The organism is Streptomyces sp. NPDC056160, assembly GCF_042268205.1.
Lineage (GTDB): Bacteria > Actinomycetota > Actinomycetes > Streptomycetales > Streptomycetaceae > Streptomyces.
This window is the reverse complement of record NZ_JBHJUW010000054.1, coordinates 1-13,974: the sequence shown is the minus strand read 5'-3', so window position 1 is coordinate 13,974 and position 13,974 is coordinate 1. Positions and strand designations below refer to the sequence as shown.

Sequence of the window (13,974 nt, the reverse complement as noted above, 5' to 3'; positions counted from 1 at the left end):
CACGGCACCGAACCCACCCGCCCAGCCGGAGAGGCCCTCCGCATGTTCCTGACCATCAGCACCACCGGCACCGCCGAACACCCCGCGACCGACCTCGGGTACCTGCTGCACAAGCACCCCGGCAAGGCGCAGGCGTTCTCCACCTCCTACGGCACGGCGCACGTCCTCTACCCCGAGGCGGGCACCGATCGCTGCACGGCGGCCCTGCTGCTGGAGGTCGACGCGGTGGCACTGGTGCGGCGGAGCAAGGGCAAGGGCCGCGGCGGCGCCCCCGACGCGGCGCTCGCGCAGTACGTCAACGACCGCCCCTACGCCGCGTCCTCGCTGCTGGCCGTGGCGCTGAGCGCGGTGTTCTCCAGCGCGCTGCGCGGTGTGTGCCGCGCGAAGCCCGAACTGCCCGGCCGGGTACGCCCGTTGCGCATCGAGATACCGGCCCTGCCGGCCCGCGGCGGCCCGGCCCTCGTGGAGCGGCTGTTCGCGCCGCTCGGCTGGACGGTCACCGCCGAAGCCGTCCCGCTGGACACCGAGTTCCCGCAGTGGGGTGCCTCCCGGTACGTGCGCCTGGTCCTGGAGTCGGACACCGTCACCCTCGCCGAGGCCCTGCGCCACCTCTACGTCCTGCTGCCCGTCCTCGACGACGCGAAGCACTACTGGGTCTCCTCCGACGAGGTCGACAAGCTGCTGCGGGCCGGCGAGGGCTGGCTGCCCGCGCACCCCGAGCAGAAGCTGATCACCAGCCGCTACCTGAGCCGGCGCTGGTCGCTGACCCGGCAGGCGGTGGAGCGCCTGGAACTGGTGCGGCTGGCCGAGACGGACGACAGCGACGTCGAGGAGATCGACAACGCGGTGGCCGCCGAGACCGAGGCCGAGGAGACCGGCACCGGCATCGAGACCGGGGCCGGCACCGCGGCCGAAGCGGGGACCGGGACCGAGGAGAAGCAGGCACCGCTCGCCGTGCGGCGCCGCGAGGCGATCGTCGCGGCCCTGGAGGCGGCAGGCGCCGCCCGGGTGCTCGACCTCGGCTGCGGCCAGGGCCAGTTGGTGCAGGCACTGCTCAAGGACGCGCGGTTCACCGAGATCGTCGGCGTCGACGTGTCGGTGCGCGCGCTCACCATCGCAGGACGGCGCCTGAAGCTGGACCGGATGGGGGAGCGGCAGGCCGGGCGCGTCACGCTCCGGCAGGGCTCCCTCGTCTACACCGACAAGCAGCTCGCGGGGTACGACGCCGCCGTGCTCAGCGAGGTGATCGAACACCTCGACCTGCCCCGGCTGCCCGCCCTGGAGTACACCGTGTTCGGCGCGGCACGCCCCCGTACCGTCGTCGTCACCACCCCGAACGTCGAGTACAACGTCCGCTGGGAGACCCTGCCCGCCGGGCACGTCCGGCACGGCGACCACCGCTTCGAGTGGACCCGCGAGCAGTTCCGCGCCTGGGCGGACGCGGTGGCCGGACGGCACGGCTACACCGTGGAGTTCCAGCCCGTCGGCCCCGACGACCCCGAGGTGGGCCCGCCCACCCAGATGGCCGTGTTCACCCGCACGTCCCCGGACGAGCGGACCCGCGAGACGTCCCCGGACGAGCAGACCGCCCGCGAGAAGGAGGCGAAAGCCGCATGAGCGAGACACCGGACACCGCCGGCCCGCAGGGACGCGTCCTGCCCGTCACCGACCTCTCCCTCGTCGTCCTCGTCGGCGCCACCGGCTCGGGCAAATCCACCTTCGCCCGCCGCCACTTCAAGCCCACCGAGGTCCTCTCCTCGGACTTCTGCCGCGGTCTGGTCAGCGACGACGAGAACGACCAGGGCGCCAGCCGCGACGCCTTCGACGTCCTGCACTACATAGCGGGCAAGCGGCTCGCGGCCGGCCGCCGTACCGTCATCGACGCCACCAGCGTCCAGCAGGACGCCCGCCGGCAGCTGATCGACCTCGCCAAGCGGTACGACGTGCTGCCCGTCGCCATCGTCCTCGACGTGCCCGAGGAGGTCTGCGCCGAGCGCAACGCGGCCCGCACGGACCGGGCCGGCCTGCCCCGCCGGGTCATCCGGCGGCACATCCGCGAACTGCGCCGCTCGCTGCGCCACCTGGAGCGCGAGGGCTTCCGCAAGGTGCACGTGCTGCGCGGCGCCGAGGAGGCCGAGCACGCCACCGTCGTCACCGAGAAGCGCTTCAACGACCTCACCCACCTCACCGGCCCCTTCGACATCATCGGTGACATCCACGGCTGCTCCGCCGAACTGGAGTCCCTGCTCGGCAAGTTGGGCTACACCGACGGCGTGCACCCCGAGGGCCGCACGGCGGTCTTCGTCGGCGACCTCGTCGACCGCGGCCCGGACAGCCCCGGCGTACTGCGCCGCGTGATGTCCATGGTCAAGTCGGGCAACGCCCTGTGCGTCCCCGGCAACCACGAGCACAAGTACGGACGCCACCTCAAGGGCCGCACGGTCCGGCCCACACACGGACTGGCCGAGACGATCGAGCAGATGGCGGCGGAGAGCGAGGAGTTCCGGGCGGAGGTAAGGGAGTTCATCGACGGCCTGGTCAGCCACTACGTCCTCGACGGCGGCCGGCTGGTCGTCTGCCACGCCGGTCTGCCCGAGAAGTACCACGGCCGCACCTCCGGCCGGGTCCGCTCGCACGCGCTGTACGGCGACACCACCGGCGAGACCGACGAGTTCGGCCTGCCGGTGCGCTACCCGTGGGCGGAGGACTACCGGGGCCGGGCGGCCGTGGTCTACGGCCACACCCCCGTCCCGGAGGCGACCTGGCTCAACAACACCCTGTGCCTGGACACCGGCGCCGTCTTCGGCGGCAAGCTGACCGCGCTGCGCTGGCCGGAGCGGGAGCTGGTCGACGTACCGGCCGAGCGGGTCTGGTACGAGCCGGTGAAGCCGCTGCGCTCCGGGGCGCCCGGCGGGCACGACGGGCGTCCGCTGGACCTCGGTGACGTGCAGGGCCGCCGGGCGGTGGTGACCCGGCACGCGGGCCGCGTCGCCGTCCGCGAGGAGAACGCGGCGGCGGCCCTCGAGGTCATGAGCCGCTTCGCCGTCGACCCGCGGCTGCTGCCGTACCTGCCACCGACCATGGCACCGACCGCCACCTCCGGGGTGGAGGGCTACCTGGAGCACCCCGAGGAGGCGTTCGCCCAGTACCGCGAGGACGGGGTCGCGCGGGTGGTGTGCGAGGAGAAGCACATGGGCTCGCGGGCCGTGGCCCTGGTGTGCCGGGACGCGGACGCGGCGCGCCGGAGGTTCGGCGTGGACGGCCCGACCGGCGCGCTCTACACCCGCACCGGCCGGCCCTTCTTCGACGACCCGGCGGTCACCGAGGAGGTCCTCGGGCGGCTGCGCACGGCGGTGACCGAGGCCGGGCTGTGGACGGAACTGGACACGGAGTGGCTGCTGCTCGACGCCGAGCTGATGCCGTGGTCGCTGAAGGCGTCCGGGCTGCTGCGCTCGCAGTACGCGGCGGTCGGCGCGGCCTCGGGGGCCGTGCTGCCCGGGGCGCTGGCCGCGCTGGAGGGCGCCGCGGCCCGGGGCGTCGACGTCACGGACCTGCTGGCCCGCCAGCGCGAGCGGGCCGCGGACGCCACCGCGTTCACGGCCGCCTACCGCCGCTACTGCTGGCCCACCGACGGCCTGGAAGGCGTCCGCCTGGCGCCGTTCCAGATCCTCGCCGTCCAGGGCCGCAGCCTGGCCGCGCTGCCGCACGACGAACAGCTCGCGCTGATCGACCGGCTCGTGGAGCACGACACGAGCGGCCTGTTGCAGGTCACCCGCCGCCTGTACGTCGACACCGGCGACCCGGAGTCGGTCCGGGCGGGCGTCGACTGGTGGCTGGAGATGACCGGCCGGGGCGGCGAGGGCATGGTGGTCAAGCCGCTGGGCGCGCTGGTGCGCAGCGAGGCGGGGCGGCTGGTCCAGCCCGGCGTCAAGTGCCGCGGCCGGGAGTACCTGCGGATCATCTACGGTCCCGAGTACACCCGCCCGGACAACCTCGCCCGGCTGCGGCAGCGGTTCCTGAACCACAAGCGGTCGCTGGCGACCCGCGAGTACGCCCTCGGCCTGGAGGCCCTGGACCGCCTCGCCGACGGCGAACCGCTGTGGCGGGTGCACGAGGCGGTGTTCGGGGTGCTCGCCCTGGAGTCGGAGCCGGTGGACCCCCGGCTGTGACCCCCGGCCGCCACCGCTGTGAGTGACCGCTGTCGGTCACCGCTGTCAGTGACCGCCGACCCCGCTGTCGCCCCGGACCAGCTGTCGCCGGGCCCCGCAGCCGTCCCGGCCCCGCGCCCCGCGCGGCAGGCCGGGGCGGGGGTGCGGCGGGGTGGCGGTGCGGCACACGGGACGCGGGTCCGCACGGAAACCCGCGAGCAGCGGGTGAAGTCGCCCGCCGGTGGTCAGGATGGAGACATGGGATTCCATGTCGACTCCGAGGCCGGGCGGCTGCGCCGCGTCATCCTGCACCGGCCGGATCTGGAGCTCAAGAGGCTCACCCCCAGCAACAAGGACGCCCTCCTCTTCGACGACGTGCTGTGGGTGCGCCGGGCGCGCGCCGAGCACGACGGGTTCGCCGACGTGCTGCGCGACCGCGGGGTCGCCGTGCACCTCTTCGGTGATCTGCTGACCGAGACGTTGGAGATCCCGTCGGCCCGGTCGCTCGTCCTGGACCGCGTCTTCGACGAGAAGGAGTACGGTCCGCTGGCCACCGACCACCTCCGGGCCGCGTTCGAGACGCTGGACGCGCAGGAGCTGGCGGAGGCGCTGGTCGGCGGGATGACCAAGCGGGAGTTCCTGCGGGCGCACGCCGAGCCGGCCTCCGTGCGGTTCCACGTCATGGACGTGGACGACTTCCTGCTCGGGCCGTTGCCCAACCACCTCTTCACCCGGGACACCTCCGCCTGGATCTACGACGGCGTCTCCATCAACGCGATGCGCTGGCCCGCCCGGCAGCGCGAGACCGTGCACTTCGAGGCGATCTACCGCTACCACCCGCTCTTCCGCGGCGACCCCTTCCACGTGTGGTCCGAGGGGCAGGCCGACTACCCGTCCACCATCGAGGGCGGGGACGTGCTGGTCATCGGCAACGGCGCCGTGCTCATCGGGATGAGCGAGCGGACCACCCCGCAGGCCGTCGAGATGCTCGCGCACAAGCTGTTCGCCGCCGGTTCGGCCCGGACGATCGTGGCGCTCGACATGCCCAAGCGGCGTGCGTTCATGCACCTGGACACGGTGATGACGATGGTCGACGGGGACACGTTCACCCAGTACGCGGGGCTCGGCATGCTCCGCTCGTACACCATCGAGCCGGGCTCGGGCGACAAGGAGCTGAAGGTCACCGACCATCCGCCGGAGCACATGCACCGCGCGATCGCCGCCGCCCTCGGTCTGAGCGAGATCCGGGTGCTGACCGCCACGCAGGACGTCCACGCGGCCGAGCGCGAGCAGTGGGACGACGGCTGCAACGTCCTCGCGGTCGAGCCGGGCGTCGTCGTCGCCTACGAACGCAACTCCACCACCAACACCCACCTGCGCAAGCAGGGCATCGAGGTGATCGAGATCCCGGGCAGCGAGCTGGGCCGGGGCAGGGGCGGCCCGCGGTGCATGAGCTGCCCGGTGGAACGGGATCCGGCCACCTCCCCGTCCGCATAGAAATGCCGGGAGTCGTATAGAATTCCAGTCGTCCCTGTCCCTCACCCGTTGGAGCGCCCCCATGGCGACAGTCCCGACCGCCCTCGCAGGCCGCCACTTCCTCAAGGAGCTGGACTTCACGGAGGAGGAGTTCCGCGGCCTGATCGAACTGGCCGCCGAACTGAAGGCCGCGAAGAAGGCCGGGACCGAGACGCGGTACCTGAGCGGGAAGAACATCGCGCTGATCTTCGAGAAGACCTCGACGCGCACCCGCTGCGCGTTCGAGGTCGCCGCCGCCGACCAGGGCGCCTCGACCACGTACCTCGACCCGTCCGGCTCGCAGATCGGGCACAAGGAGTCCACGAAGGACACCGCCCGGGTCCTCGGACGGATGTTCGATGCGATCGAGTTCCGGGGGGACAGCCAGGCGGCCGTCGAAGAGCTGGCCGCCCACGCCGGCGTCCCCGTCTACAACGGCCTCACCGACGACTGGCACCCCACCCAGATGCTCGCCGACGTGCTCACGATGACCGAGCACAGCGGCAAGCCGCTGCGCGAGACCGTCTTCGCCTACCTCGGCGACGCGCGCTTCAACATGGGCAACTCCTACCTGATCACCGGCGCCCTGCTCGGCATGGACGTACGGCTCGTCGCCCCCAAGACCTACTGGCCCGCCCAGGAGATCGTCGACCGGGCCCAGGAACTGGCCGCCACGAGCGGTGCGCGCCTCACCCTCACCGAGTCCCTGGAGGAGGGTGTGCGCGGCGCCGACTTCGTCGCCACCGACGTGTGGGTCTCCATGGGGGAGCCCAAGGAGGTCTGGGACGAGCGGATCCGGTCCCTGGCCCCGTACGCGGTGACCATGGACGTCCTGCGCGCCACCGGCAACCCGGACGTCAAGTTCCTGCACTGCCTGCCGGCCTTCCACGACCTCGGCACCAAGGTCGCCCGGGAGATCCACGAGCAGTACGGCCTGCGGTCGCTGGAAGTGACCGACGAGGTCTTCGAGTCCGCCCACTCGGTCGTCTTCGACGAGGCCGAGAACCGGCTGCACACCATCAAGGCGATCCTGGTCGCCACGCTGGCGCGGGGCTAGCCCCGCGGCGCTCGGGCGCCACCCGGTCCCACGGGCGGCGCGGACAGCCTGAACCAGACCGCCTTGCCCGACGCCGTCGGGCGGTGCCCGCAGGACGAGCTGAGCGCGCGGATCAGCAGCAGGCCGCGCCCGTCCTCGCGCCAGGGGTCGGGCGGGGTCAGGCCGGGCCGGGTGAGGCCGCCCGGCGGCGCCGGGTCCGGATCGCGCACCTCGACGTGGCAGCCGCCCGGCTCCAGCTCCACCAGAAGCTCTATCGGACCGCTGCCCGCCGTGTGCTCCACGGCGTTGGCCACCAGTTCGGCCGTGAGCAGTTCCGCGGTGTCGCTGTCGGCGGTGTGCTCCCGCTCGGCCAGCGCCGTACGGACCAGGGCGCGGGCCACCGGCACGGCGGCGGCCGAGTGCGGCAGCGCGATGCGCCAGGCGGAGGCGGGGGGTTCCTGCAACGTGTGTCCGTTCATGACGCAGGGCGGCGCACCGGTTGTCACCATCGGGCTGCCTGCTTTCGACGAGGGGAATGGTACGGGGGCCGTCGGCGGCGGCTCTCGGTGCCCTCCGTCCGGGGCGCGGGCCCCGGCACGGACGGACTACCCCTGCGAACGCCCGTCCTCCCCCGCCCCCTCCCGTCGTTACCGCGCCATCGACCACCTGTGACGAAGCGACGGACGCCGGCCACATTGTCACAGCCCTCCTCCCGCAGACCCCTTCCCGGAACCGCGCGCTATCGCGCACTCGTGACGACAGTCACGTACAGGTGATAACTTCGACAGGGAGAGCCGCGCGCGGCACCGCCGGCGCCGGACGACACGGGCAGTCCGCCGAGGAGGCCGTACGTCATGAGTCCCTTCACCGGCTCCGTCACCCGCACCTCCGCGTGGCGGCACCTGCGCGTCGAGCTGGACGGCGGGGTGGCCACGGTCACCCTCGCCCGCCCCGACAAGCTCAACGCCCTCACCTTCGGCGCCTACGCCGACCTGCGCGACCTGCTGGCCGAGCTGTCCCGCGAGCGGGCCGTGCGCGCCCTGGTGCTGGCCGGCGAGGGCCGCGGCTTCTGCTCCGGCGGCGACGTCGACGAGATCATCGGCGCCACCCTGTCCATGGACACCGCCGAACTGCTGGACTTCAACCGGATGACCGGCCAGGTCGTACGGGCCGTGCGCGAGTGCCCGTTCCCGGTGATCGCGGCGGTGCACGGCGTCGCGGCGGGCGCCGGAGCCGTGCTGGCGCTGGCCGCCGACTTCCGGATCGCCGACCCGAGCGCCCGCTTCGCCTTCCTGTTCACCCGCGTCGGCCTCTCCGGCGGCGACATGGGCGCCGCCTACCTGCTGCCCCGCGTGGTCGGCCTCGGCCACGCCACGCGGCTGCTGATGCTGGGCGAGCCGGTCCGGGCGCCCGAGGCCGAGCGGATCGGCCTGATCAGCCTGCTCACCGACGAGGGCCACGCCGACGAGGCGGCCCAGGCACTCGCACACCGCCTCGCCGACGGCCCCGCCCTCGCCCACGCCCAGACCAAGGCCCTGCTCACCGCGGAACTGGACATGCCCCTGTCCGCAGCCGTCGAGATGGACGCCGCCACCCAGGCCCTGCTCATGAACGGCGAGGACTACGCCGAGTTCCACGCTGCCTTCACCGAGAAGCGCCCGCCCAAGTGGCAGGGGAAGTGAGGCGGCGATGACGGACGCCCTGCGGGTCGCGGTCATCGGCGGCGGGCCCGGCGGCCTGTACGCGGCGGCCCTGCTGAAACGGCTCGACCCCGCCCGCGAGGTCACCGTCTGGGAGCGCAACGCGCCCGACGACACCTTCGGCTTCGGCGTCGTCCTCTCCGACGAGACCCTGGGCGGCATCGAACACGCCGATCCGGTGGTCCACCAGGCGCTCCAGCGGGACTTCGTGCGCTGGGACGACATCGACATCGTCCACCGGGGCACCCGGCAGACCTCCGGCGGCCACGGCTTCGCCGCCCTCGGCAGGCGAAGGCTCCTGCAGATCCTGCACACCCGCTGCCGCTCCCTCGGCGTCGACCTGCGCTTTCGCAGCCAGGCACCGGACCCCGCCCGGCTGCGGGAGGACTACGACCTGGTCGTCGCCGCCGACGGCGTGCACAGCGCCACCCGCGAGGCGTACGCCGACGTGTTCCGGCCCCGGATCACCGCCCACCGCTGCCGTTACATCTGGCTCGCCGCCGACTTCGCCTTCGACGCCTTCCGCTTCGAGATCGCCGAGACCGAGCACGGCGTGATGCAACTGCACGGCTACCCCTACTCGGACGGCGCCTCCACGGTCATCGTCGAGATGCGCGAAGAGGTCTGGCGGGCCGCCGGGTTCGGGGAACTGGACGAAGGGGAGTCCGTCGAGCGCTGCGCCAAGATCTTCGCGGACGCGCTCGGCGGACGCCCGCTGCGCTCCCGCAACTCCGCCTGGACCACCTTCCGCACGGTGGTCAACGAGCGCTGGTCGCACGGCAACCTGGTGCTCCTCGGCGACGCCGCGCACACCGCCCACTTCTCCATCGGCTCCGGCACCAAACTCGCCGTCGAGGACGCTCTCGCGCTCGCCGCCTGCCTGGAGGAACAGCCCTGCCTGAGCGAGGCGTTGACGGCGTACGAGGAGGAGCGCAAGCCGGTCGTCGCCTCCACCCAGCGGGCCGCCCGCGCCAGCCTGGAGTGGTTCGAGAACCTCGGCCTCCACCTCGACCAGCCGCCCCGCCAGTTCGCCTTCAACCTGCTCACCCGCAGCCGCCGCGTCACCCACGGCAACCTGGCCCTGCGCGACGCCCGCTTCACCGGCGCCGTGGAGCGCGAGTTCGGCTGCCCGCCCGGCACCCCGCCCATGTTCACCCCGTTCAGACTGCGCGGCCTGACCCTGCGCAACCGGGTCGTCGTCTCGCCCATGGACATGTACTCGGCCGTCGACGGCGTCCCCGGCGACTTCCACCTCGTGCACCTCGGCGCGCGGGCCCTCGGCGGCGCCGGCCTGGTGATGACCGAGATGGTGTGCGTGAGTCCCGAGGGGCGGATCACCCCGGGCTGCACCGGTCTGTGGAACGGACGGCAGGCGGAGTCCTGGCGCCGGATCACCGACTTCGTGCACCGGCAGACGCCGGGCACCGCGATCGGGGTGCAGCTCGGGCACAGCGGGCGCAAGGGCTCCACCAGGCTGATGTGGGAGGGCATGGACGAGCCGCTGCCCGAGGGCAACTGGCCACTGGTGGCCGCCTCCCCGCTGCCGTACAAGCCGGGCAGCCAGGTCCCGCGCCGGCTCACCCGCGCGCAACTCACCGACATACGCGAACAGTTCACCTCGGCCGCCCTGCGGGCCGCCCGTGCCGGGTTCGACCTGCTCGAACTGCACTGCGCGCACGGCTACCTGCTCTCCGGGTTCCTCTCCCCGCTGACCAACCACCGCACCGACGCCTACGGCGGCTCCCCCGAGAAGCGGCTGCGCTTCCCGCTGGAGGTCTTCGACGCCGTGCGCGCGGTGTGGCCCGGGGAGCGGCCCATGACCGTCCGCATCTCCGCCACCGACTGGGCCGAGGGCGGGACAGGGGCCGAGGACGCCGTGGAGATCGCCCGCGCCTTCGCCGCGCACGGCGCCGACGCCATCGACGTCTCCACCGGCCAGGTGGTCGCCGAGGAGCAGCCGGAGTTCGGGCGGTCGTACCAGACGCCGTTCGCCGACCGGATCCGGCACGCGACCGGTGTCCCGGTGGTCGCCGTCGGCGCGATCTCCTCCTGGGACGACGTCAACTCCCTGATCCTGGCCGGGCGCGCCGACCTGTGCGCGCTCGCCCGCCCCCATCTGTACGACCCGCACTGGACGCTGCACGCCGCCGCAGAACAGGGGTACCAGGGTCCCGGCGCCGTGTGGCCCGCCCCCTACCGCGCGGGCAGCAGGCCGCCGCAGACCGGCCGCACGGACGCGCCCAGACCCCGCCTGGGTCTGGCGACCTGAGTGCGGGTCAGGGCCCCTGTGTCAGGCCCGCGAACTGCGCGCCCGCGTCCCGCAGCCGCTCGTGCAGGCCCCGGAAGACGGCGGCCGAGCGGACCCCGGGCCAGCCGGCGGGCAGCAGGCGGGCGGGCAGCCCGGGGTCGGTGTACGGCAGGTGGCGCCAGGAGTCCAGGGCGAGCAGGTAGTCGTGGTACGCCTCCTCGGGCGGCGTGTCCGCCCGCCCTTCCCAGGCCTCCAGCACGCGCGCGTGCCGGTCCAGGAACGCCTCGTGCTCCTCGGCGACCGCCGCCAGGTCCCACCAGCGGCCCACCGCCTCGGCGGTCGGCGTGTACCCCAGGTGCTCGCCCCGGAAGAAGTCCACGTACGCGTCAAGACGCAGCCGCCGCAGCGTGTGCCGGGTCTCCTCGTACAGCCGGGCCGGGGCGATCCACACCCCCGGCGCCGCCGTGCCGAACCCGAGTCCGGCCAGCCGGGAGCGCAGTACGTGCCGCTTCTGCCGCTCCGACTCCGGCACGGAGAACACGGCCAGCACCCAGCCCTCGTCGCCGGGCGGCGCGCCCGCGTAGATGCGGCGGTCGCCGTCCTCCAGCAACTGCCGGGCCTCGATGGAGAGTTCGTAGCCCGCGGCGCCCTGTGCGGTCCTGGCCGGGAGCAGCAGCCCGCGCCGCTTGAGCCGGGACACCGAGGAACGCACCGACGGCGCGTCCACGCCGACCGCCGCCAGCAGCCGGATCAGCTCGGCGACGGGCACCGGGCCGGGTGCGAAGCGGCCGTACGCCCCGTAGAGCGTGACGATGAGGGACCTGGGGGCGTGCGGTACGGGCTGCTCGGACACGTTGATCATTTTAGGTCGTCCCAGGTCGTCCCAGGCCGTCGGTGTCCCTGGTGGTCACCGCAGGCGGAAGCGCTGGAGCTTGCCGGTGGCCGTGCGCGGCAGGACGTCCAGGAACACGATCTCGCGCGGGCACTTGTACGGCGCCAGCTCGGACTTCACGAACGCCCGCAGCGCCTCCGCGTCGCGTGCGGCGCCCTGGCGCAGGACGGCGTAGGCCACCACGACCTGGCCGCGCGCGTCGTCGGGCCGCCCCACGACCGCCGCCTCGGCCACGTCCGGGTGCCGCAGCAGCGCGTCCTCGACCTCCGGCCCGGCGATGTTGTACCCGGCCGAGATGATCATGTCGTCGGCGCGGGCGACGTAGCGGAAGTAGCCGTCGGAGTCGCGGACGTAGGTGTCCCCGGTGATGTTCCAGCCGTCGCGCACGTACGCGTGCTGCCGGGGGTCGGCCAGGTAGCGGCAGCCGACGGGCCCCTGGACGGCGAGCAGGCCGGGCTCGCCATCGGGCACGGGCCGCCCGTACTCGTCCTGCACGCGCGCGTGCCACCCCGGTACCGGCACGCCGGTCGTGCCCGGCCGGATGTCCTCGTCCGCCGCCGAGACGAAGATGTGCAGCAGCTCGGTGGCCCCGATGCCGTTGATGATGCGCAGGCCCGTGCGCTCGTGCCAGGCGTGCCAGGTGGTCGCGGGCAGGTTCTCGCCGGCCGACACGCAGCGTCTGAGCGAGGAGACGTCGTGGGTGCCCAGCCGGTCGAGCATCGCGCGGTAGGCGGTGGGGGCGGTGAACAGCACGGAGACGCGGTGCTCGGCGACCGCCTCCAGCAACTGCCCGGGGTGGGCGTCCTCGAGCAGCAGCGCGCTGGCCCCCGCCCGCATCGGGAAGACGACCAGACCGCCCAGGCCGAAGGTGAACCCGAGCGGCGGACTGCCCGCGAAGACGTCGTCGGCACGCGGTTCGAGCACATGCCGCGAGAAGGTGTCCGCGATCGCCAGGACGTCCCGGTGGAAGTGCACACACCCCTTGGGGCGCCCCGTGGTGCCGGACGTGAACGCGATGAGCGCCACGTCGTCGGCGGCGGTGTCCACGGCCCGGAAGGGGACCTCGGGCACGTAGCGGTGCAGCAGGTCGTCGGGTCCGTCGCCGCCGTAGGTGGTGATCGCGAGCCCCGGCACCTCGGCCTTGACCAGGTCGTCGACGGCCCGCACGTCGCACAGCGCGTGCCGGATCCGGGCGATCTCGCAGATCGTGCCCAGCTCGTGCGCGCGCTGCTGGGCCAGCACCGTGACGGCGACCGCCCCCGTCTTGAGCACCGCGAGCCAGCAGGCGGCCAGCCAGGGCGTGGTCGGGCCGCGCAGCAGGACGCGGTTGCCGGGCACGACCCCGAGGTCGGCGGTGAGGACGTGCGCGATGCGGTCGACGCGGGCTTGCAGGTCGGCGTAGCTCCAGGTCGGTCCGCCGGGTGTGCGGAACACCGGGCGCGCGGCGGCCCGGGGCTGGTCGAGGAGTACGGAGGCGCAGTTCAGCCGGTCGGGGTAGCGCAGTTCCGGCAGCTCGAAACGCAGCCGCGGCCACTGGTCCGGGGGCGGGAGGTGGTCGCGCGCGAAGGTGTCGACGTGGGCCGAGAAGGCCGGCGGCCGGACGGCGTCCCGGGAGCCGGGTCGGGCCCTCTCCGTGTCCGCCCTGGCGTCGTCCCTGCTGGAGTCCGTCGGGTTCATGGCGGTTCGCCCCCTTGTCGTGGTGGGCTCGCACAGGGAGCGTATCGTGTTGATGACGACAGTCAACGGGGCGCGATACCGTGGTCATGGACCCCGGTCGCCCCGGGGGAGGGAGGACCGGCGAATGCCCGCATTCTCGCTCGAACCGGCCCAGGTCGCCTGGTGTGCCGAACTGCGCTCGCTGGCCGCCGACCGGCTGCGCCCGCTCGCCGAGAAGGGCGAGCCCGGCCGCGTCAACCGGCCGCTCCTCGCCGACCTCGGCCGGCTCGGCCTCCTGGAACGGCTGTTCGCCTCCGGCGCCCTGGACCTCTGCCTGATGCGGGAGTCCCTGGCCTACGCCTGCACGGAGGCCGAGACCGCCCTCGCCCTCCAGGGCCTGGGCGCCCACCCTGTCCACGCCCACGGCACCCCCGCCCAGCGCGCCCGCTGGCTGCCGGCGGTGGCGGACGGCAGCGCGGTGGCGGCATTCGCCCTGAGCGAGCCGGGCGCGGGCTCGGACGCGGCGGCACTGGCGCTGCGGGCCGAACCGGAGGGCGACGGCACGCCCGAGGCGCGCGCCCGTCCCGCCTCCAGGGTCGGCGCCCCGGCTCCCGCGACGGGACGCGGCGCTCCGGCTCCCGCGACGGGACGCGGCGGCGCCCCCGCTCCCGCAGCGAGTCCCCCCGGCGCCCCCGCTCCCGCAGCAAGTGCCCGCCTGGGCGGTGCGGCCCACGAGCCCGCGCCCCGCGCCGTCGGCCCCGACGCCCCGCGTCCGGGGG

General features: G+C 73.7%; 11 protein-coding genes. 7 read left to right on the top strand and 4 right to left on the bottom strand.

Annotated elements, in window-relative coordinates:
• Positions 1-42: 42 nt before the first annotated feature.
• On the top strand, positions 43-1,617 hold the full coding sequence (locus ACFC02_RS20980) for a 3' terminal RNA ribose 2'-O-methyltransferase Hen1 (protein WP_376359212.1): 1,575 nt from the start codon (positions 43-45) through the stop codon (positions 1,615-1,617).
• Complete coding sequence (locus ACFC02_RS20975; protein WP_376359209.1) at positions 1,614-4,169, top strand: polynucleotide kinase-phosphatase; 2,556 nt, start codon at positions 1,614-1,616, stop codon at positions 4,167-4,169. Before ACFC02_RS20980 ends, ACFC02_RS20975 begins: the two co-directional genes overlap by 4 nt.
• Before the next feature lie 45 nt (positions 4,170-4,214).
• On the opposite strand, the gene ACFC02_RS20970 is transcribed toward ACFC02_RS20975, so the two are convergent.
• Positions 4,215-4,418 (bottom strand): hypothetical protein, encoded by a 204-nt coding sequence (locus ACFC02_RS20970; protein ID WP_376359206.1) that lies wholly within the window; start codon positions 4,416-4,418, stop codon positions 4,215-4,217.
• On the opposite strand from ACFC02_RS20970, the gene ACFC02_RS20965 reads away from it, so the two are divergent.
• Together ACFC02_RS20965 and argF are read left to right on the top strand one after the other, a co-directional pair.
• Entirely contained in the window at positions 4,407-5,645 is a 1,239-nt protein-coding gene (locus ACFC02_RS20965; RefSeq protein ID WP_376359203.1) for an arginine deiminase, read from the top strand. The two genes, ACFC02_RS20970 and ACFC02_RS20965, sit on opposite strands and share 12 nt — an antisense overlap.
• Positions 5,646-5,706: 61 nt before the next feature.
• Positions 5,707-6,720 (top strand): ornithine carbamoyltransferase, encoded by a 1,014-nt coding sequence (gene argF, locus ACFC02_RS20960; protein ID WP_376359200.1) that lies wholly within the window; start codon positions 5,707-5,709, stop codon positions 6,718-6,720.
• On the opposite strand, the gene ACFC02_RS20955 is transcribed toward argF, so the two are convergent.
• Positions 6,717-7,208, bottom strand: a complete 492-nt coding sequence (locus ACFC02_RS20955) for an ATP-binding protein (protein ID WP_376359197.1) — start codon at positions 7,206-7,208, stop codon at positions 6,717-6,719. The two genes, argF and ACFC02_RS20955, sit on opposite strands and share 4 nt — an antisense overlap.
• A gap of 345 nt (positions 7,209-7,553) precedes the next feature.
• Between ACFC02_RS20955 and ACFC02_RS20950 the strand changes: the two genes are divergently transcribed.
• Positions 7,554-8,381: an enoyl-CoA hydratase family protein gene (locus ACFC02_RS20950; RefSeq protein WP_376359194.1), complete on the top strand. Its 828-nt coding sequence runs from the start codon at positions 7,554-7,556 to the stop codon at positions 8,379-8,381.
• A 7-nt stretch (positions 8,382-8,388) separates the two neighbouring features.
• A complete protein-coding gene (locus ACFC02_RS20945; protein ID WP_376359190.1) occupies positions 8,389-10,668 on the top strand; it encodes a bifunctional salicylyl-CoA 5-hydroxylase/oxidoreductase in 2,280 nt (759 codons plus the stop codon).
• Positions 10,669-10,675: 7 nt separating this feature from the next.
• On the opposite strand, the gene ACFC02_RS20940 is transcribed toward ACFC02_RS20945, so the two are convergent.
• Both ACFC02_RS20940 and ACFC02_RS20935 read right to left on the bottom strand, forming a co-directional pair.
• Positions 10,676-11,509 (bottom strand): PaaX family transcriptional regulator C-terminal domain-containing protein, encoded by an 834-nt coding sequence (locus ACFC02_RS20940; RefSeq protein ID WP_376359187.1) that lies wholly within the window; start codon positions 11,507-11,509, stop codon positions 10,676-10,678.
• A gap of 45 nt (positions 11,510-11,554) precedes the next feature.
• Positions 11,555-13,216 carry an AMP-binding protein gene (locus ACFC02_RS20935; protein ID WP_376359184.1) on the bottom strand — a complete coding sequence of 554 codons (1,662 nt, stop codon included), beginning with the start codon at positions 13,214-13,216 and terminating at the stop codon, positions 11,555-11,557.
• Positions 13,217-13,340: 124 nt separating this feature from the next.
• Here ACFC02_RS20935 and ACFC02_RS20930 point away from each other — a divergent pair.
• On the top strand, positions 13,341-13,974 hold a 634-nt coding region (locus ACFC02_RS20930), incomplete at its 3' end, for an acyl-CoA dehydrogenase family protein (protein ID WP_376359181.1).

Bases quoted from the DNA above. Each gene is read 5' to 3' on its own strand.
- ACFC02_RS20980 (WP_376359212.1), top strand. From the start codon at position 43: ATGTTCCTGACCATCAGCACCACCGGCACCGCCGAACACCCCGCGACC.
- ACFC02_RS20975 (WP_376359209.1), top strand. From the start codon at position 1,614: ATGAGCGAGACACCGGACACCGCCGGCCCGCAGGGACGCGTCCTGCCC.
- ACFC02_RS20965 (WP_376359203.1), top strand. From the start codon at position 4,407: ATGGGATTCCATGTCGACTCCGAGGCCGGGCGGCTGCGCCGCGTCATC.
- ACFC02_RS20970 (WP_376359206.1), bottom strand. From the start codon at position 4,418: ATGGAATCCCATGTCTCCATCCTGACCACCGGCGGGCGACTTCACCCG.
- argF (WP_376359200.1), top strand. From the start codon at position 5,707: ATGGCGACAGTCCCGACCGCCCTCGCAGGCCGCCACTTCCTCAAGGAG.
- ACFC02_RS20955 (WP_376359197.1), bottom strand. From the start codon at position 7,208: ATGGTGACAACCGGTGCGCCGCCCTGCGTCATGAACGGACACACGTTG.
- ACFC02_RS20950 (WP_376359194.1), top strand. From the start codon at position 7,554: ATGAGTCCCTTCACCGGCTCCGTCACCCGCACCTCCGCGTGGCGGCAC.
- ACFC02_RS20945 (WP_376359190.1), top strand. From the start codon at position 8,389: ATGACGGACGCCCTGCGGGTCGCGGTCATCGGCGGCGGGCCCGGCGGC.
- ACFC02_RS20940 (WP_376359187.1), bottom strand. From the start codon at position 11,509: ATGATCAACGTGTCCGAGCAGCCCGTACCGCACGCCCCCAGGTCCCTC.
- ACFC02_RS20935 (WP_376359184.1), bottom strand. From the start codon at position 13,216: ATGAACCCGACGGACTCCAGCAGGGACGACGCCAGGGCGGACACGGAG.